14 protein-coding genes and 1 riboswitch are annotated in these 20075 nt (G+C 42.8%); of the genes, 4 read left to right on the top strand and 10 right to left on the bottom strand.

Translation table 11 applies throughout. The features are described 5' to 3' along the window. Position 1 precedes the first annotated feature (1 nt). Positions 2-153, bottom strand: a riboswitch (yybP-ykoY riboswitch). 62 nt (positions 154-215) lie between these two features. Continuing rightward, positions 216-677 (bottom strand): hypothetical protein, encoded by a 462-nt coding sequence (locus tag AS034_RS09175; RefSeq protein WP_058298291.1) that lies wholly within the window; start codon positions 675-677, stop codon positions 216-218. 273 nt (positions 678-950) lie between these two features. Next, positions 951-4034 (bottom strand): efflux RND transporter permease subunit, encoded by a 3084-nt coding sequence (locus tag AS034_RS09170; RefSeq protein ID WP_058298290.1) that lies wholly within the window; start codon positions 4032-4034, stop codon positions 951-953. 251 nt (positions 4035-4285) lie between these two features. Between AS034_RS09170 and AS034_RS09165 the strand changes: the two genes are divergently transcribed. Beyond that, positions 4286-5158 carry a hypothetical protein gene (locus tag AS034_RS09165; protein ID WP_058298289.1) on the top strand — a complete coding sequence of 291 codons (873 nt, stop codon included), beginning with the start codon at positions 4286-4288 and terminating at the stop codon, positions 5156-5158. Between the two features lie 50 nt (positions 5159-5208). Here the strand turns inward: AS034_RS09165 and nhaC are convergent, their stop codons facing one another. From nhaC to AS034_RS09145, 4 genes are all read right to left on the bottom strand, one after another. After that, the gene (gene nhaC / locus AS034_RS09160; protein WP_074439987.1) at positions 5209-6615 is read right to left on the bottom strand and encodes a Na+/H+ antiporter NhaC; all 1407 of its coding nucleotides are present in this window, start codon (positions 6613-6615) and stop codon (positions 5209-5211) included. Between the two features lie 461 nt (positions 6616-7076). Beyond that, positions 7077-8096, bottom strand: coding sequence for an EAL domain-containing protein (locus tag AS034_RS09155; RefSeq protein WP_244888141.1), 1020 nt, complete (start codon positions 8094-8096; stop codon positions 7077-7079). Positions 8097-8222: 126 nt separating this feature from the next. Beyond that, a complete protein-coding gene (locus tag AS034_RS09150) occupies positions 8223-9791 on the bottom strand; it encodes a peptide chain release factor 3 (RefSeq protein ID WP_032089093.1) in 1569 nt (522 codons plus the stop codon). Between the two features lie 640 nt (positions 9792-10431). After that, on the bottom strand, positions 10432-10665 hold the full coding sequence (locus AS034_RS09145) for a YueH family protein (RefSeq protein WP_058298287.1): 234 nt from the start codon (positions 10663-10665) through the stop codon (positions 10432-10434). Between the two features lie 170 nt (positions 10666-10835). Between AS034_RS09145 and AS034_RS09140 the strand changes: the two genes are divergently transcribed. Further along, positions 10836-12053: a NupC/NupG family nucleoside CNT transporter gene (locus tag AS034_RS09140; RefSeq protein ID WP_058298286.1), complete on the top strand. Its 1218-nt coding sequence runs from the start codon at positions 10836-10838 to the stop codon at positions 12051-12053. Between the two features lie 48 nt (positions 12054-12101). Here the strand turns inward: AS034_RS09140 and AS034_RS09135 are convergent, their stop codons facing one another. From AS034_RS09135 to AS034_RS09125, 3 genes are all read right to left on the bottom strand, one after another. Continuing rightward, positions 12102-13175: a GGDEF domain-containing protein gene (locus tag AS034_RS09135; protein WP_058298285.1), complete on the bottom strand. Its 1074-nt coding sequence runs from the start codon at positions 13173-13175 to the stop codon at positions 12102-12104. Positions 13176-13291: 116 nt separating this feature from the next. Then, complete coding sequence (locus AS034_RS09130; protein ID WP_058298284.1) at positions 13292-14767, bottom strand: UDP-N-acetylmuramoyl-L-alanyl-D-glutamate--2,6-diaminopimelate ligase; 1476 nt, start codon at positions 14765-14767, stop codon at positions 13292-13294. Positions 14768-15284: 517 nt separating this feature from the next. Then, positions 15285-16340 carry a M42 family metallopeptidase gene (locus AS034_RS09125; protein ID WP_058298283.1) on the bottom strand — a complete coding sequence of 352 codons (1056 nt, stop codon included), beginning with the start codon at positions 16338-16340 and terminating at the stop codon, positions 15285-15287. Between the two features lie 355 nt (positions 16341-16695). On the opposite strand from AS034_RS09125, the gene AS034_RS09120 reads away from it, so the two are divergent. Beyond that, positions 16696-18090 (top strand): peptide MFS transporter, encoded by a 1395-nt coding sequence (locus AS034_RS09120; RefSeq protein WP_058298282.1) that lies wholly within the window; start codon positions 16696-16698, stop codon positions 18088-18090. A 31-nt stretch (positions 18091-18121) separates the two neighbouring features. Here the strand turns inward: AS034_RS09120 and AS034_RS09115 are convergent, their stop codons facing one another. After that, on the bottom strand, positions 18122-18943 hold the full coding sequence (locus AS034_RS09115; protein WP_244888140.1) for a YihY/virulence factor BrkB family protein: 822 nt from the start codon (positions 18941-18943) through the stop codon (positions 18122-18124). 200 nt (positions 18944-19143) lie between these two features. Between AS034_RS09115 and kynA the strand changes: the two genes are divergently transcribed. Continuing rightward, on the top strand, positions 19144-19992 hold the full coding sequence (gene kynA / locus AS034_RS09110; protein ID WP_272867401.1) for a tryptophan 2,3-dioxygenase: 849 nt from the start codon (positions 19144-19146) through the stop codon (positions 19990-19992). Positions 19993-20075 lie beyond the last annotated feature (83 nt).

Here is a 20075-nt window from a genome sequence, read left to right as displayed (position 1 = left end):
AAGGAATTTCATAAAATAAAAAAGACCCTTGCCCAATAAAGGCAAAGGTCTTGCTTAGCATTGTTCAAAATGCCAACAAAGCCGATGGAGATATCCATGAAATGACGACTTTGTTTAGGCCGAAGCCTATAGCTACTCCCCTTTGACAGGTAGAAAACGTATGTTTTAATATATACATTTTATTTCATTTTAAGAACAGCGTAAAGAAATATGCCTCACCTGAACCTGAGTAAGACGGAGCGCAGTGCAAGACCGATGAATACACCAGGTATGACACACATCATCGGAAAGAAAATTGGACCTATGAACCGCCCCAACAAATATACTTTAGGCGAAAGCATCAGACCCACGGTGACAAAGTAAGCAGATAGTACAAATGGCAGGTACGCATACTCTTCTTCTTTTACCACGGAGATTTTATACGCATCCCACATGGCAAACATATAAAGACAAGGATAAAACATCAACCACTGATAATCAATCACATTTGCAGCCTTTTGTGTTTCTCCCAGAAAACTGAACATGATTGCCTGATTGAAGTTGCTTTGTACATTGATAATGATCTCAAGAAGGACAAACAGAGTTCCCTTAAACCACAGGCCGACCAATAATTGAGGAAACCCCGGAAGTGCAATACTCCAGAGGATCCCTTCTGTTTTCGTGATGGTCTTCTTCATGAATATCCACTGTTATTGAGTGAAATCTTTGATTCAATGAGCAACATGTATCGCTTAAATATATTAATTAATCGGTTGTTATGTAGATAAAGGGAATGTAACATCTTGAGAATCCTCCTATAGATGTATCTCCATTTATTTTTACCATTCTCCTCCCAATTATTACGCTGATTCATTCTTGTGGTTAGTTTCCTTCTTATACGAGTGCTACGAAAAAAATAAGTTCACCCTTTCCACCGAACATTCTAAGCCCGGGATCAGGGTGAACTTCACTTAATATTTAAAGGTTGTCTTTTTTCTTTTCATCCGTCTGGTTTCTTTGTCAAAGAAACTGTAAACGACAGGAATGACGTAGATAGTCAACAAAGTACTGCTGACCAGACCCCCTATCACTGCAATACCCATCGGCTGATTGATCTCTGTCCCCTCTCCTATTCCGAGAGCCAAAGGAAGCAGGCCAAGGATGGTCGTCAGGGCAGTCATCAATATCGGCCTTGTACGATCCTGTACAGCTTCGACGATCGCCTCAAAGCTGTTAGCGGCGGTTTCTTTCCGCTGGTTGATGTAATCTACAATGACAATGGCATTATTTACTACGATACCAGCCAAGACGATCACACCGATGATAGCTGATATGCTGATCGGCGTTTTGGTCATGGTAAGGGCAAGGGAAACACCAATCACCATTAACGGTACAGTGAACATGATCACAAATGGATATTTAAATGACTCAAATTGCGCGGCCATCACCAAGTATACAAGAACAATGGCCAGTCCAAGTGCAAGAGCCATATCGTCAATCGAGTCTTCAAGAAGCTCTCTATCCCCGCTGAATGAAACTTGTGTGCCGTCAGGAAGATCAAGCTTTTCTATCTTTTCATCCACTTCTTTGGAAATGGTTCCAAGATTGGTCGCTGATGAATATTTCAGATCGAATTGGACAGCATGCTGCTGATCGATTCGCTGGATGCTGACCGGTCCATCTTCTATGCTGAAATCCACAACCGAATCGAGTGCAATATACTCCCCTCTTCCATTAGGGATCAGCAGTTTTTTTAATGAATCCAGATTCTCGGTTATATTGCGGTCATACTGTACAAATACACTAAGTACATCCGAATCCTTCGTCACGATTTGGGTGGCCATCACCCCTCTTGTGATATCCTGGACTGCCGCTCCGATTTGAGCTGGTGTAAGACCTTGTTTTAATGCCTTGTCTTCATCGACGCTCATTTGAATTTCTTTCACCGTCTCCATCTTATCCGTACTGAGAGCTGTTACGTTTTTCATATCCTTCAGTGAATCGAACAGGCGGTCTGCAGATTTATCAAGCCTGTTTGGATCAGTGTCACGGACATTAAAGGTCAAAGTTTGCGGACTGGTACCCGAAGTGGATTGCAGATTGAAAGAAATCTCAGCTGATTCATTCACGCTCCGGGCAGCTTTTTCTATCTCAGGTTTAATGTCATCTGCAAATGCAAAGATGGATCGTTCTCTTTCTTCAAGAGGTTTCATCTTTACGTATATTTCTGCTATATTTCCTTTTTCGGAACCCCTGAATGATTCTTCCTGAGTTGTGCCGACAAGGCTGACAAATACATCAACATCTTTTTGCTTTTCCAGATTCGCTTCAATTGCCTTAACTGTTTTATTCGTCTCATTTATGGAGGAGCCGTTTTCAAGCTCGACTTTCATATTGAAAAATCCTTCGTCGGTCGGAGGCAGAAATTGAGTACCGACAGTAGTCAGTCCATAGCCTCCGGCTGCAAGGGTGGCAATAGTGATAAATAAAATAACGAACCTGTGGCGCAGAGACCATTTGATGCTTTGAATGAAACGTTTGCGGGTCTTTGAACGCCTGCGCCTTGCTTCAAGATTTCCTTTTGGTTTCTTCAACAGCCTGCTCGCGAGCATCGGGATTACTGTCAGGGCAACCACCAAAGAAGCAATCAAGCTGAATGATATGGTCAGGGCAAATTCAGTGAATAATTCCCCCAGCAATCCTGAAATGAATACGACCGGAAGAAAAACCGCAACCGTCGTTAAGGTTGATGCTGTAATGGCTGCCCCGACTTCCTTTGCACCTTCACTTGCTGCAGTCCGGGAATCTTTCCCTAGAGATAAATGTCTGTATATATTTTCAATCACCACAATTGCATTATCCACAAGCATTCCGATACCGAGTGCAAGTGCGCCAAGTGTCATAATGTTCAGTGTGAAATCCGCAAAGAACATGAGGACAAACGTGACAATGACTGAGTAAGGAATTGCCACCCCTATGATTAATGGGCTTTTTATATTTCTGAGGAATAAAAATAGCACGAGCATGGCAAAAGCTCCGCCAATCAATAGTGAACTGGTAATGTTGCCAATTGCTTCAGAGATATAGTCACCTTGATCAAATAAAATGTTGGATTTTATGGATTTATATTGATCCTGTTTCAGCAGCCTGTCTAATTCTTCTTGAAACGCTTTGGAAACAGAAGCTGTATTGGCATCTGACTGCTGAAGAACGCTGAATAGAACGGCAGGCTCCTGATTTGCCCGGGTGGAGGTATTGGTACTCTGTTCCTTGCGTTCCACAGTTGCTACTTCTTTTAATGTAATATTCTTGCCTGTTTGAGGGTTCACTCCTAAAACAAGCTTTTTTATGTCATCGATATTCTGCAATTGACTGATGACCCTTGTCGTCAATGTCTGGCCATCTGTTTCGATGGTATCGCCCGGTGAAGTGATATTGTTCGCCCTTACTGCATTGACGATATCAGACTGCTTCAATTGATACTTCTTTAATGACTCTTGATCTAGTTCAATGACCACTTCATCGTTAAAGGAACCTGAAACATTTACATTGGCAACGCCTTCGACCCTGGTCAGTTCCAACTTTAGTTTTTCTGCCAGTGCTTTTAAATTATTCCCTTCCCCTTCTTCTCTCAGTGATACCTGGATGATGGGAAACTGGGCCGGGTCGAATTTCAAGAATCTGGGCTGCTGTGCTCCGTCCGGCAGAGGAGATTGATCGATTCGCTGGAGTACGTCATTTTCAATTTCGTCGATGGAGGTCGTCCATGAAAATTCTAGGAGAATGAAGTTGGAACCTTCCCTGGAAGTGGACTGGATATTTTTCATTCCAGGAAGTGTGGATAGGTTTTCTTCCAATGGTTTTGTAACTTTCTCCACGACCTCTTCGGGGCTTGCTCCCGGATAATTGGTCACTACGACCCCTACTGGGGGATTCAGATCTGGAATGAGCTTTAAAGGAATTCTGAATAGGGAGACTCCCCCTAATATCAAAATTAATAACATCGTAACAACCGTAAATACTGGACGGCGTATGGAAAAATCACTGATCTTCAATGATGCTTCTCCCCTTTCTAGGTTTACTTCTATTTAGTTCATCATTTTTATCTATGTACTTTTATACCAAATCTCTGGCATTCCTATCACACAGGGAATAAATTGCAGCTAGCTTTACTATAAGTCCTTCCTGATGAACCTTCAATATTAAACCGTCCCGCCGTTCAAATGTTCACACATTGGTCACCAAATAAATAATTTCAGGCGTTTTTGCGAACGATAAACTTATCCTTTAATGAGGGAGTATAATAATGCCAAACTGGATTCCGTTTGCAGCCATCACCGTTTTTAGTATCTTCCTTATGGCCTATACCGTTTTAAAAAACCGTGATAAATCCCATATGATTGTAATCTTTTGGCTCTTTATCTGTGGGCTTGCTTTTTTATTTGAGTTCATCATTTTTGTTCTGTTCAAAAGCTATGAGTATGATCCCGGAATTCTTGCCAATGAATATAACGACAGTGTGCTGGGTTCTCTCGTTTCACAAGCCTTCGCCGTACCAGTGGCCATTACATTTGTCGTTGTAACACATTTAAGAATCAGGTGGATCATCCTTATTATTGGTCTTTTTTTCTTGATTGAAACGCTGTTCATATATCTGGATGTGTATGTCCATATTTGGTGGAGGACTATTTTCACTACATTTTTTCTGATACTGACTGTGATACTTTCAAAGATATGGTGGAAACACATGGATAACAACAGGTCACGCTACATCAACTTTACCACCCTGTTCTTTGCCATGCTGACCCTGGCTCAATCGGGAGGCTGGTTTTTTTCCTCTTTATTGAGTTTGTATGAATTGCCGATCTATGCGTTCCCAGAGGAAGCGAGAAATAATATTACCGGGAATTTTGTCTATCTATTTTTCACCACTTATCTTTATACACTTGTCATTTATTTTCGGAACACCGAACTTTCATTCACCATAATGACTGTCGCCTTTTTATCATTCATTGAGATAGCAATGGTGAATCAGGGAATTCTGTTCCTAAAGGCACCCGTTTATATATTCCTGCTTCCTGCATTTCACTTACTTCTGATTCAGACAGGCAGGCATGTATACAGCCGATACTTTAAGGTCTATCCAAAATCAGCACAAAAAAAGACTGCCCCATCATGATTAACCAAGAAACCTGGCCAATCGGATGGAAAACAGTCTTTTTTCTTTCGTTATTGGTTAGTTGCAGGTTTTATTTTTGTATTTTCCCGTTTTATTGTCCACCCCGTAAACCCATACAGAATGGTAATCAGAGGGGAGACGATGCAGAATACGGCAAACGGAAGGTATTCAATGGTAGATACACCAAGGACATCTGTCAGAAAAATTCCACACACACTCCATGGAACTAAAGGGTTAACGACGGTCCCGGCATCTTCCAGGGTCCTGGATAAATTCTTCGGATGAAGGCCGAGTTTCTTGAATTGATTCTGAAAGGCTTCTCCGGTCAACAAAATGGACAGATACTGTTCACCAACGACCACATTCACTCCGATTGCAGAAAGAGCCGCAGCAAAAATGGTACGTCTTGCTGATCCGATTACCCCTGACAATTTAGAAAGAATGACAGGAATGATCCCCAGCTTGAATAGCAGACCTCCCAGACTCAACGAAAGAATGACTAAAGAAATGGTGAACATCATGCTTTCCACCCCTCCCCGGGTCAACAGCGAATCGACGGCTTCCACTCCGGTTTTTGATGTGAAGCCAGAGAACAGCACTGAAAAAATGTCTTTGAGTCCCATTGAAGAATGAATGAATGAAATGGATACTGACACTGCGACGTTTATCGCAAGTGCAAGCAGGGCAGGGACCTTAAATGCAATAAGCAGCAATAACAGTATGACAGGGATGAAACTGTACCAATGAATGAGACCCGACTGACTCAATCCATTTTGGATTGCCTGCAATTCCGCAAAGTCAACCTGCTGCTTCCCCGGTGATAAAAATAGAAACACGGCAAGGGTAATGATGAATGCTGGAATGGTCGTCCACGCCATATTTCGGATGTGGGTAAACAGATCCACTTTTACAATGGAAGATGCAAGGTTTGTCGTATCAGACAGCGGAGACATCTTGTCCCCGAAAAATGCACCTGATACGATTGCCCCTGCAGTAACTGCCATGGACAACCCCATCGCTTCACCAATTCCGATGAGAGCTACCCCGATGGTCGCAGCTGTTGTCAGAGAGCTGCCGATCATCACTCCGCTTAAAGAAGTCAGCAGGAAAGCGACCGCGTAAAAAAACTGCGGTGAAACCAGGTCAAATCCATGGAACATCAAGGTTGGAATGGTTCCGCTGATCAGCCAGCTGCTGATCAGAAGGCCAATGAAAATGAATAACAATACGGCTCCCAGTCCACCTTGCGCACCGAGAATCATCCCTTCTTCAATATCCTTAAACTTCAAACCGCGAATGAACCCGTACACCATGAGAATGAATAAAGAAATGATGATCGGGATGTGCGGTACTGCTTCCAAACGGATGATGCTGAAACTGATAATAGCTAGTATGATCATTAAAATAGCAATTGCCTCGATTAATCTGGGATTTTGTACAGGTTTGATGTTTAACACTTGTTGTCACTTCCTTTTATATTTGTGTCGTCATGGTTAGCTTTAGCATGTGCAGAAAATAGAAAAAACCCTTCTATCCCTCATATAGGGACGAAGAGTTTCTCCGCGGTACCACCCTAGTTGGAGTTCAATCTCAAAGTAAGATCATGAACTCCCGCTTCGTAAAGACTGCCTCTTTATAAAAGTCAAAGTGATACGACTTTTATGAACACTGTAATTCAGATCATCTTTGACCTAAGCTTCCACCTTCCGCTTAGTCTCTGGCTGCTGTCAAAAGAGCTCCTACTGATTTGTCCAAGACATTGACTATTTATTTTTACACTTAAACGCTTTTAAGCTTTTATGCACTAAAGTAATTGGTTATAGTTATTATTTTATCATGATGTGAAGGGAAGTCAATATGATAATATAAAAAAACTCCATGCTCGATTGACATGGAGTGAAGTTTCCACAAAAATTGCTTACAATGCGGAAATCAACGGCTTTTCAGGGACCAAAGCAGGCTTGCCGATCAGATAGCCCTGACCATAGTTGACCCCGACCTCTTTACAGAATGCCAGCTCTTCTTTTCGTTCAATTCCTTCAGCCAGTACGGAGATGCCCAACTCCCGCGCAGTTTGGATGACTGTTTTTAAAAATTGCTGTTTATCAGTATCCCTGTCGCATCCTGAAATATAGGAACGATCGATTTTGACAATATCGGGCTGCAGGAGTGAGAGCATTTCAATTGTGGCAAACCCGCTCCCCACATCGTCCAGAGCCACTTTCATTCCTTCACGTTTATAGACTTCCAATACGGACTTCAGATGGGATACATCCTCGATCTTCTCTGTTTCTACCACTTCAAAAACTAAATCCTCCGGGTTCACTCCGTATTTATCAACGATTTGGAAAGTATGTTTCAGGCAATACTCAGGATTGTATATGGTCGATGGCAGAAAATTAATAAAGCTCTTAACGCCTTTTTCAATATTGCCCACCCTGCTTTCGATCGCCGTCTTCCTTGCACGCTGATCCAGCATGGAATGAAATCCGGTTAATTCAGCAGCTTTGAACAATTGCCCTGGATTTATCTTTCGTGAAGGATCAGCACTCCGGAGAAGACTTTCATACGCATACAATTCATATTTCTCAAGCTCCATGATCGGCTGCAAGTAACTCACGAATTCACCTTTCTGGATCAGTTCTATCATGTCCCTGTATTTCATTTTATTTAGGAAAACCTCTGCAAAATAATATTCACCAGGTTTATCAGAATTCGAGATACTGCATGTCCATCCTTGTTCTACCAGTATATGAGCATATGGCTCAAGAATCTTATAAAGTGATTCTATATTATGATATGGGAGAACATAGGTGTGATCATCTTTTTGTAATGCTTCTCTCAAAGGTTTGATATTGCATTCCTCATGAAATAAATAAAGATAACCAGTTTCATAGAAATTCATAGTGGTACGGCAATTAGCGCATCCAGTATTCAATAGATAACCCCATTTCAAAAAAATAGTCCTGGTTCCATCATAGACCTTTTTACCTATTCATTACTAATGATTAAGCTTAGAAAGCAAAAAAAACCCTTCAAAGACTTCTCTTTGAAGGATTTTTTATTACATCAGGCTGTATAGCTTTATGTCAGGATGCTTATCTGAGAACCATCTCATGGCAAAGTCGTTTTCAAACAAGAAGACGAGATTTTCGTGCCTGTCTTTTACCAGCATACTTCTTGAGCTGGACATTGTTTCTTTAACGTCTTCCTCATTTTCGATCCATCTGGCGATTTTTGAACCGATCGGCTCCATTCGGACGTCAACATTGTATTCATTTTTCATCCGGTGTTCGAAAACTTCGAACTGGAGCTGGCCGACTGCTCCGAGAATGACATCCTCGGTTCTAGTTTTATAGTATTGGATAGCACCTTCCTGTACGAGCTGCAGGATCCCTTTTTGGAAGTGCTTCTGCTTCATAACGTTTTTTGCGGTGACCCGGACAAATAGCTCAGGTGTAAACTGCGGCAGTTTTTCATACTGGAATGGTTTCTTCCCTGCGGTAAGGGTATCGCCGATTTGATACGTGCCTGTATCGTAAATTCCGATAATGTCCCCGCTGACTGCTTCATTCACCGTACTGCGGTCGTCGGCAAGAAACTGCGTTGATTGAGCCAGTTTAATATTTTTCCCGGTCCTTGGGAGATTTACTGACATCCCTCTTTCAAACTGTCCGGAACAAATGCGCAGGAAGGCAATTCGATCCCGGTGGGCCGGATTCATATTAGCCTGGATCTTAAAGATGAACCCTGAGAACTCTTCATTCACGGGATCCACTTCCCCAATGTCCGAATTTCTGGGCTGAGGCGACGGTGCAAATTGTAGATACGTCTCAAGGAAAGTCTGAACCCCAAAGTTCGTCAGTGCGCTTCCAAAGAACACAGGCGAAAGCTCACCGCTCGCAATCTGCTCCCGGGAAAAGTCGTTTCCTGCCTCATTGAGGAGAAGTACATCTTCCAATGTTTGATTATAAAGGTTATTATCCTTTAGGGAGTGTTCACCGGCGATTTCCCCTTCATCATTAAGAGGAATGAAGCGGTCCTCGTCTTCAACACGGAATTGTTCAATCCGGTTGTGGAAACGGTCGTAAATCCCAAGAAACTCTTTCCCCATACCGATCGGCCAGTTCATAGGATACGATTGGATTCCAAGTACTTCTTCGAGCTCTTCCAATAATTCAAGCGGTTCACGTCCCTGACGATCGAGCTTGTTAATGAAGGTGAAGATCGGAATCCCTCTCATACGGCAGACTTTGAACAGCTTAAGGGTCTGGGCTTCTATCCCTTTGGCGGAGTCGATGATCATCACTGCACTGTCGACCGCCATCAATGTCCGATACGTATCTTCGGAGAAATCCTGGTGCCCGGGTGTATCCAGGATGTTCACCCGGTAGTCATCATAATCAAATGCCATTACAGAGGAGGTAACCGAGATTCCCCTCTGCTTTTCGATTTCCATCCAGTCCGATGTTGCAAACTTGCCTGATTTCTTCCCTTTGACGGTCCCGGCGGCACGGATCGCTCCCCCGAACAGCAAAAGCTGTTCCGTCAACGTTGTTTTCCCTGCATCAGGGTGAGATATGATAGCAAAGGTCCGTCTTGACTGGACCTCATCTTTAAAGTCTTTTTTCATTCATAAAATCCTTTCTCGACATTCTTCCCTTCCCATCATATTCTTTGTTCATACAGAAATCAATACTTTAAGAGGAGTACGCATGTGCAGTGGCATGGGGCTTAAGACGAATTAGACGGGAAGGCGGTCTTTGCCTTCTTGGCCGATTTGGCTTAAGTAATGTGTCCTCTAGCTGCCGGAGCTGAATCATACTAAAGTGGAGACGGCCGGGGCAGAGACGTGAGTCTATTAGATGATCATGTAAGGGATCGTGCAGACTGTAAATGGCAGTTTCACCTAATGCATAGAGATTTATTTGACGAGTGGCGCAATTAAGATGATTTGTGGCGCAATTAATCTGCTAAGGGCGCAATTACCTTTGTAAGGGGCGCAATTATTTTATTTAAGGGTACAATTAAGGAGACTGCGGCCCCGTTATCACTGAAATCCTCCCTGGACTGGCTTGGAATAATCCCATAAATGATGATTAGAACCATATTCTCAAAGGTTTTTTTAAAAAACCACAAAAAAAGGTCATATTTAACCCAATATGACCTTCAACACAAAAACGTATTAAAGATAATGTCGAAATCCCCGAATTCCGGACAGCACATCCCCATAACGAATTAACAGCTGCCTTCGTTTCTGGGTGATTCCCAAGTCACATCTCCCTCGTCCACTGCAATATCCGACTGGCGATCACCCCTGCTTTTTCCTCAGAAACTCTCCTTTTCAATGATTGAAATATGTTCTCCTGAATATCATCATCTTCATATGTAAATAAATAAGACCATTCGATGCTGGGAATCGCAATCAAAAACAGTTCTTCTTTCTTATTTTCATGTATAAATACTTTTTGTTCCAGACCTTCCATAAAATTTTTTCTTATTTTCATTTTTGTATCCCCTTTCATGAAAACGCTGTAATAGCGCATACTAATTTGGAACTTGTCCGTACATCTTAGAAAAAAACGTGTAATTGTAGGTTGTCAGACTTCTGAAAGAATTGTAAAATAAAAAACCGAAAGCATCAAGTTTGTTACTTAATTATTATGAGGTGAAAAGAATGCAGTATTTATGGGGTATTGTTGGAATTTTGGTCGTACTTGGAATCGCTTTCCTGTTTTCTTCCAATAAAAAGAAAATCAATTTCAGGACGGTCCTTGGGGGACTTGCGATTCAATTATTATTCGCTTTCCTCGTCCTTAAAACATCTTGGGGGCAAAATAGCTTAGAATGGCTGACAATGGGAGTCAATCAAATCATTAACTATTCGAACGAAGGGATAGAGTTCCTGTTCGGAGGATTGTATTCAGAGAAGTCAAATATCGCATTCGTCTTTGCGTTTAATGTTCTTCCTGTAGTTATTTTCTTCTCAGCATTAATTTCTGTACTTTACTATTTAAAAGTGATGCAGTTCTTCATTAAAATTTTGGGAGGCGGACTATCAAAGCTTCTCGGCACGAGAAAAGCCGAGTCCATGTCCGCTGCAGCAAACATTTTTGTTGGTCAAACTGAAGCACCATTGGTCGTTCGTCCGTATCTTTCCAGGATGACTGAATCAGAATTATTCGCGGTCATGACCGGAGGATTGGCATCTGTTGCCGGTTCCGTTTTAATTGGTTATTCACTTCTCGGTGTACCGCTTGAGTTCCTGCTTGCAGCAAGTTTCATGGCGGCGCCTGCCGGATTGGTCATGGCAAAATTATTTGTGCCAGAAACGGATGATACGCCTGAACCCGCAGAATTCGATATGGAAGCGGATTCCGAGTCTACAAACGTCATTGATGCGGCAGCAAACGGTGCCAGTGTCGGACTTACTCTTGCACTGAACATCGGTGCAATGTTACTTGCGTTCATCGCATTGGTCGCACTGATTAATGGAATCCTTGGCGGTATCGGCGGCTGGTTCGGTGCTGATAACTTATCAATCGAATTGATCCTTGGTTACGTGTTCTCACCGCTTGCCTTTGCAATCGGTGTCCCTTGGAGTGAAGCAGTTACTGCCGGTAACTTTATCGGTCAAAAGCTTGTCATCAACGAATTTGTTGCATACTCTGCTTTTGCTCCTCAAATTGACGATCTTTCTGACAAGACAGTTGCGATCATCTCATTCGCTCTTTGCGGATTCGCTAACATTTCTTCATTGGGAATCTTGCTTGGGGGGCTTGGTAAACTTGCTCCAAACCGCAGAGGCGACATTGCACGTCTTGGAATTAAAGCGGTAATCGCCGGTGCCCTTGCATCATTATTGAGTGCTGCGATTGCAGGTATGTTCATTTAATAAGAAAATAGGTATTAAAATAAAAGAGAAGGCAATCTGCCTTCTCTTTTATTTTGCCTCTTTTATGACATGGTCCAAATCACCGGAATACATTTCTCCGCCTTCCAGGCACACCCTTTTCTTCCCGGACTGCTTTGCTTTATACAGCCGCTTGTCTGCAAGCGAAAGAAGTTTACCGGGTTCGTTTTCCTCAAAAGAACCCGCCTGGCCGAAACTCATTGAAATCGGAAGCGAGCGTGCATTTCTCAATTCCTCGTATAATTTATCAAGGAAGCTGGTCAGATGTTCTTCTTCAAAACGTGGTAACAGCAATGCAAATTCTTCACCGCCGTACCGGAATGCCTGCCCTTTATGATCGGATGAGAAAGCACGCAATATATCACCGACTTCTTTGATCACTTCGTCCCCTTTTTGATGTCCATACTCATCATTCACTTTCTTAAAATCATCAATATCTCCGAGAAGTAAACTGAATGACTTTCCGGATGCTGCATTTTCCCTCAGCTTTTCCTGAAAGGAACGGTGATTGAATAACCCCGACAAATAGTCCTGATGCATCAGAAAATGATAAGTTTCTTTCTGCACAAAATGGGAGCGTTCCCTCAGCATGATCAATGCACCGAACACGCCGATGATGCAGAGGAAAAAAACATTCATCATCACCGTGAAATAATGCTCAAAAAGGCTTAAGTCAACTGTCATATAGCCCATGGCAATGTATGCAGCATTGAATGATAAAAGTGAGATGAAAGCCCCTTTTGTCCTCCAGTAAATGGTGGCATGAAGGACAAATAAAATTGAAATCGGATATAACGGACTATGTACTCCCCCTGACAATGCCATCAGCCAAATAAGGGCAATGTAATCAAACAGGATGCCGGCTTTTAAAACATAGTGAAGATTCTTTTTATTATCCCTCATCCGATAAAGAGCGATCTGCGTTACAAGCATATAAATACAGCCTGCTGTCAGCAGGTAAGGAAACAGCTCTGTTTTTGAGGGAATGTTTATTGAAAACGGCGGGACATAGAAAATCATGACTGAAACCAGGAGGAACAGCCATCTCAGGTACGAAAATAATTTTTCCGTTTCATAATCATTCAAATACAATGATAGTTTCATTTTTTTCATTCTCTTTTCCAGATTTAGTAATACTTTAAATGTAGCAAAAACTGGCTGGTCCGTCTATGAAAAACAAATAAAAGGAACCAAAAGCTGGTTCCTTTTATCATGCAGACTTATTGTGCCGATGCGTATTTTATTTTGCTTTGCCCGATTGCGATATTTTTATCGCTATGAGGATATTTTGTGTTCTCAACAATTTGATAATCCTCATGCCCTTTCCCTGCGAAGATGATGATATCCCCCGGTTCACTTACTTCTATTGCATGCTTGACGGCTTCCGCCCGATCACCAATCAAGGCATATTGGTCATGCTGCATTCCTTTTTCCAGATCTCCCAGAATACTATCGTATTCTTCGTAGCGTGGATCATCCGTGGTCAGGATGACATAGTCTGCCATCGAAGCTTTCTCTGCCATCGTAGGCCGTTTGGACTTATCGCGGTTCCCTCCCGTACCCACGAGGAAAATGATTTTATTCTGCTTGAATGGGAGCACTGATTCAATCGCTTTCTCAATTGCATCAGGGGTGTGTGCATAATCGATATATACCGATAACGGTGCTTCCACCTCCACTTTTTCCATTCTTCCGCTTACAGGCGGCAATTCCCTGATGATGCCGATCAATTTTTCCACTTCCATTCCATGGGCATACAGACAAGCCATTGCCGTAAGGATATTATAGACATTGAATTTACCAAGAAGCTTCATTTCCACATCAAAAGAACCATCAGGGGAGTGCAGGGTAAAGGTTGTCTTGTCGTTATCATACGTGATGCCCTCTGCCCTGAAATCTGCGTTTGCTTCCAGGCCGTAACTGATCACTTCATGAGGCGTCATATAGCTGTAGCGCTCAAACCATTCATCGTCGGCATTTAATACCACATGTTTAGGGTTCTCAATGTCGTTGCCCAGCTGTGAAAATAATAAACCTTTCGCATAACCGTAATGCTCCATTGTTTCATGGTAATCGAGATGGTCATGGCTCAGGTTCGTAAATGCTACAATATCAAAGTCTATCCCCCATAATCTCCCAAGACTCAACCCGTGCGAGGAAACTTCAAGAATGAAGTTCTGGATATCCTTTCGGGCTGCCGTGTCCAACATTTGTTGATTCGTGAGATTGTCGCATGTCGTATTCTCGCTGGGCAATAATTCACCGTCCAAATTAAACCCGATCGTGCCGGAGAGTGCGGCCTTTTGATGATCCCTCTTCAAGATTGAGTAAATCAGATTCGTAACAGTCGTTTTCCCGTTTGTACCGGTTACCCCAAAGACATTTAATTTTTTCGAAGGATAATCATAGTATTTATTCGCTATGTGCGCCAAAGCCTTGAAGGAATCTTTCACCACGACAAGTGCAGCTTTTTCCAGATCGATATCAAGCTGCTTTTCGGCGATGATCAGTTTTGCTCCGCTTTCCACTGCTTTCCCGGCAAAATCATGACCGTCTACGGTGTAGCCCCTTGTGCAGACAAATACGCTTCCTGCCGTCACTTTTCTGGAGTCGACATAAATGTCTTTGACTTCTGATGGCAATTCTCCATATACAGTTTTTAATTTGATGCTCTCTAAAAGGTTGTATGTATTCATTGTTTGTTCCCTCACAATTGTTCAAAATATAATATTGTATTTATTTTACCTTATCATTCTGACTTTGATAAGAGAAATACCTCCTAAATTGACTGCTGTTCATTTTCACACCCATTTCAGTTCTTCCCTTTGTAGTCAGGGTTAAAACAAAATCCGCTTTAATACCGCTGTTTGATTTCCGTGCAAGACTTCGCTTTCCGCGGGTAGCCTGTGAGCCTCCTCGGCTTCGCCTCCGGGGTCTCACATGTCTAGCTGCAGGGCTTAGAGGCACAGGTCATAAGCCAAACCGGCCAAGAAGGCAAAGAACGCCTTCGTGGCCAATTCGTCTCATGCCCCCCGCCTCTGAGCGAAGCCCTTCCGCTTTTCTAATAAGCTACTCTTCCCGCAGGAGTCTACGTCTTGCACTCCAATCAAACAGCTGGAAAGAGTTCTATTGCTTAGTGAGTTCTTTAAGTATCACAATCAAAAAGCCTTCCTGTGCAAATGAATGCTTTAGGAAGGCTTGGCCTGTAACGAATTATTCAAAGACCATTTTAGACTGTACGTAGTGCCACAGAAGGTTTTCGGTGTGAAGGATGGATGATTCGTGAGTGCGCTCATAGGCATGGGAGGCATCGATTCCGGCTCCGATGAGGCCGTGCACGATATCAAAGCCTGCCCTGATTGCAGCAGATGCATCCGAACCATAGTAAGGATAGATATCCAGTTTATAATCAATGCCATTTTCCTCTGCCAGCTGCACGAGATGCTTTCTTAATCCATAATGATATGGGCCGCTTGAATCCTTTGCACAGATCGACACTGTATATTCATCGGTGGATTGTCCATCCCCGATTGCCCCCATATCGACTGCTAGATATTCAATCGTTTCCGGAGGAATGTTTGAATTCCCCCCATATCCGATTTCTTCATTATTTGAAATAAGGAAATGGGTTGTATACGGCAGCGTTATTCCCTGACTCATGATTTGCCTGATCAGCTGCAGCAGCATGCCGACACTTGCTTTATCATCGAGATGACGTGATTTAATAAAGCCGCTGTCTGTTATTTCAGCCCTTGGATCAAATGAAACAAAGTCTCCCACTTCTATGCCCAGCTCCCTTACTTCATTGGCATTTCGGACTTTTTCATCGATGCGGACCTCGATATTCGTTTCATCGCGTTTTGCTTCTCCTGCATTTTTGTACACATGGACGGATGTTTGATGCATAAGGATCGTCCCGCTGTATGTCTTACCGCTCGATGTTTCAATCTGGCAGTATTCTCCTTCGACCGCATTCCACCTGAATCCGCCGATCATTGAAAGACGGAGCCGGCCGTCATTTTTGATTTCCTTTACCATCGCACCGAGTGCATCAACGTGGGCAGTCAGCATGCGGTGGCTTTCTGTATTTTCTCCCGGGATTCTAATGATGAGTGCACCTTTACGGTTCCTTTTCATTTCGATGTCCAAGCCGGAAAGATGTTCTTCCACGAAATTCATGATTTTATCCGTATTGCCTGACGGGCTCGGGATTTCAACCAATTTTTTGATTAACTCGATCGTTTTCTTCGTATCCGGATATGTATTCATTCTGATTCCCCCTTAATGATTACAGGTTTTACCTTATACCATTATATCGTCTTTTCTGACTTTTCTACAAATAATGCTCATTGATGTAGGCTGGTTTCTAAAAGATTGTTGCCTTCCGTAAATAGGCTTCCAGCCTGTATATAGATTGTGGACGTGCTCTTTTCGATATCAAGCTTCAATAAGAGACGGGCAGAAAACCCGAAAATACCCAAGTTCCGGTATTTTCTTATGTGTAAAGCAACAATGCGAAAAGAGCCTGGATATAAAAAAACGTTCCGTCCCGAACATATTTTGACTGAGAAAGACAAACGATATAATTTAGGATTTTGTATTTTAAGGATTGGAGTGAATTGTGATGAATTCTTCAGCGCTTGATTCTTTGCCGCAAGGCAGGAAACATCCCAAGGGATTATATCTGCTGTTCTTTACGGAACTTTGGGAAAGATACAGCTATTATGGTATGAGGGCATTGCTGGTCCTCTATCTGACAACGGCATTTGTAAGCGGCGGACTTGGCGTCGAGCCCGCTCAGGCTCTGTCCATATACGGGATTTACACTGGATCGGTTTATTTCACCCCGATTTTGGGCGGTTGGCTGACAGATAGATATATCGGATTAAGGAGAGCCATCACAATTGGCGGGATTACAATGGCTTGCGGGGACTTTACCATATTCCTCACCCACTCGCAGACTGGGCTATATGTTGGGCTCGCACTGCTGGTACTCGGGAACGGCTTCTTCAAACCCAATATCTCGACCCTTGTAGGAGAATTATATCCGAGGCATGACAAGCGGAAAGATGCTGCATTTACCATATTTTATATGGGAATAAACCTGGGCGCTTTCTTTGCCCCGTTGATTGCCGGTTACCTTGCTGAAGACCTGTTTTTGAGGCCTCTTAATGACGGGACGATGCATTACGGTTTTAAATGGGCATTCCTGGCTTCATCACTGGGGATGATTACAGGGCAATTGATCTTCAGCCTGCTAAGTAAAAGATATCTTGGATCAATCGGATTGAAACCGAATAAACAGTTGGCAGAAGAGTCGAACGAAATTCACGATGCCCCCTTGTCTGTTAAAGAAAAGCAGCGAACCAGGGCCATTTTGATACTCGCATGTTTCGTCGTCTTCTTCTGGGCTGGATTTGAGCAGGCAGGAAGTTCATTCACGCTATATACAAAAAACTTCATCGACCGGGAGATTTTCGGCTATACAATTCCGGTGGCATGGTTTCAGTCAGTCAACCCGTTGTTCATCATCATTCTTGCGCCCATCCTTTCCGGGGTATGGTTAAGGCTTTCCCAATCAAAACGCGGGGACCTGAACATGACCACGAAGATGGGCTTTGGGATGATTCTTCTTGGACTTGGGTTCATGATTCTGATACCTGCAGTCATGCAGACAGGGTCCGACGAACAAAACATCGTCAGCCGTGCTAATATCATGTTCATTATTTTTACCTATTTATTTCATACACTGGGGGAGCTGTTCCTGTCACCGGTGGGACTTTCACTGGTAAGCAAGGTCGCCCCGGTAAAAATCGCTTCCCTCTTGATGGGAGTATGGATGGCCGCAATCGGGGTGGCAAGCCTGCTGGCCGGACAACTTGCATCCTTAACAGCGACTCTCGGCTATCTGGAAATCTTCGCTACTATCGGTGCAGTTGCAATCATATTGGGACTGATCCTTCTGGCTATTTCAAAAAAACTAGTTTCCATGATGAGAGAAGAAAACACTGTGCGCTAAAAGGAATGACCTGGAGATCGGAATCTCCAGGTCATTTATTTATGCCGCTTCTTTCAGCGATACTGCCATTCAATAGTCCGCCAATCAATAAGATTGCGGACGAAATGTAAAACCAAACCACTAACGTGATCACACTCCCAAGCTGACCGTAAAATTGAGTATAATCGTTCAGTTTTACGTATGTCCCATATAACCATGATACCCCCTGCCATCCAAAAGTGGCCAAAAGGGCTCCCGGAAGTACATGTAAAAACGAAATTCTCCTGCTGGGTACCACCAGATAAAGAAAAATGAAAAGGACAAGCATAAAAATCGAGCTCAAACCCCATTTTCCGATCACCCATGCTTCGCTCCATTCCCCTTCAAGCTTTCCGCTTACAAACCTGGCATGCCGTATGTATTCTTCAACGACCGGGACGACCAGGGAAAAAGCAATTAGAACCATGAATCCCATCGTCAAAAATAAATCGTAAAGTAAAGCGACGAGGAAAGGTTTCGTTCTCTCTATCTTATACGCCTGATTTAATGACCGGACCATGGACTGGACGGCCATGGAAGCCAGCCAGAAAGTGAAAAGGATCGAAATCGATAACACGTCACCCCTCTGATTATAGAGGATCCGTTCAATATTGTCCTGAATGATAGCATACGATTTCTCCGGTGCGAACGGCTTGATTAAAAGCAGTACGTTCGTCTCAGATATAGGCAGATAACTGATTAACGAAAACACAAAAATTAAAAATGGAAAAATAGATAATAGCAAATAGTAAGCCAGCTGGGCTGATTGATCAAAGAAACGCTCTCTAAAGAAGCGTACCAGCACCTCTTTTGGGTAATGCAATAGCTTCATCATTCTATTCTCCTTCACAAAGGATACTACTATTTTCCCCAAGTTCAGGATTTCAATCATGTAAGTGTTTTGAATATCGGTGAGGCAAGCTTCCCAAGCTGCTTCAATTACATCTGAAAAAAGGATTTCTCTTGATTATCTAGAAGTTTTAATAGTAAGCGTTTCCACATACTAACTAAGGCTATTTCGAAAGGAAGATGACCGTGTCAAAGAAGGAAGAACAAACGAATTCTGTAGGAAATGAAGGTGTTAATACCGATTTCATCAATAACATGACCTATGGAGATTACCTGCACCTGGACACATTGCTATCCAGCCAGAAGCGATTATCCGGCCACCATGATGAAATGCTGTTCATTATCATTCATCAGGTCAGTGAATTATGGATGAAGTTGATCCTGCATGAACTGAAAACAAGCATAGCATCCATTGAAGCAGGTGAACTTTCTCCAGCATTCAAAATGCTGTCCCGCGTATCGAAAATACAGTCGCAGATCATCCATGCGTGGGATGTATTGTCGACCCTCACCCCTTCTGAATACATTCAATTCAGAGATGACTTGGGACAGGCTTCAGGATTTCAATCCTATCAGTATCGGATGATTGAATTTGCCTTGGGGTATAAAACTCCTCATGTGCTAAAGATTTATGAAAAAGATCCTAAATTATTAACACATCTGCAAGAAGCATACAAATCCCCTTCGTTGTACGATGTATCCATACACGCTCTTTCAAAAGCAGGCTTCCCCATTGATGAAGATGTTTTACATAGGGACTTTACTAAACCATATAAAGAGAATGATTCTGTATTGGCAGCCTGGACGGAAGTATACCGCAGCACTGATAAATATTGGGATTTATATGAACTGGCGGAAAAATTGATCGACTTGGAAGATTGGCTGCAGCAGTGGCGATTCCGTCATATGAAAACAGTGGAACGAATAATAGGCCATAAAAAAGGGACCGGCGGCTCAAGCGGGGTAAGTTATCTGAAGAAGGTCCTTGATCATCAATTCTTCCCTGAGCTCTGGAACGTCAGGACCAGCTTATAACGTACTCCTCATGAAAATGGAGTCCGTTTTTCTTGTTGAATCTCCATGCAGTAGAGTATCCTTGTCTTATAATAGATTAAAAA

It is taken from the genome of [Bacillus] enclensis (genome assembly GCF_001456935.1).
Taxonomy (GTDB): Bacteria; Bacillota; Bacilli; order Bacillales; family Bacillaceae_B; genus Rossellomorea; species Rossellomorea enclensis.
Note: the sequence above shows the minus strand (reverse complement) of the source record. Positions and strands in the feature narration are given on the sequence as shown.

Excerpts from the sequence above, each read along its gene's own strand:
- AS034_RS09175 (WP_058298291.1), bottom strand. The coding sequence starts at position 677 with ATGAAGAAGACCATCACGAAAACAGAAGGGATCCTCTGGAGTATTGCA.
- AS034_RS09165 (WP_058298289.1), top strand. The coding sequence starts at position 4,286 with ATGCCAAACTGGATTCCGTTTGCAGCCATCACCGTTTTTAGTATCTTC.
- AS034_RS09150 (WP_032089093.1), bottom strand. The coding sequence starts at position 9,791 with ATGAAAAAAGACTTTAAAGATGAGGTCCAGTCAAGACGGACCTTTGCT.
- AS034_RS09145 (WP_058298287.1), bottom strand. The coding sequence starts at position 10,665 with ATGAAAATAAGAAAAAATTTTATGGAAGGTCTGGAACAAAAAGTATTT.
- AS034_RS09140 (WP_058298286.1), top strand. The coding sequence starts at position 10,836 with ATGCAGTATTTATGGGGTATTGTTGGAATTTTGGTCGTACTTGGAATC.
- AS034_RS09135 (WP_058298285.1), bottom strand. The coding sequence starts at position 13,175 with ATGAAACTATCATTGTATTTGAATGATTATGAAACGGAAAAATTATTT.
- AS034_RS09130 (WP_058298284.1), bottom strand. The coding sequence starts at position 14,767 with ATGAATACATACAACCTTTTAGAGAGCATCAAATTAAAAACTGTATAT.
- AS034_RS09125 (WP_058298283.1), bottom strand. The coding sequence starts at position 16,340 with ATGAATACATATCCGGATACGAAGAAAACGATCGAGTTAATCAAAAAA.
- AS034_RS09120 (WP_058298282.1), top strand. The coding sequence starts at position 16,696 with ATGAATTCTTCAGCGCTTGATTCTTTGCCGCAAGGCAGGAAACATCCC.
- AS034_RS09115 (WP_244888140.1), bottom strand. The coding sequence starts at position 18,943 with ATGATGAAGCTATTGCATTACCCAAAAGAGGTGCTGGTACGCTTCTTT.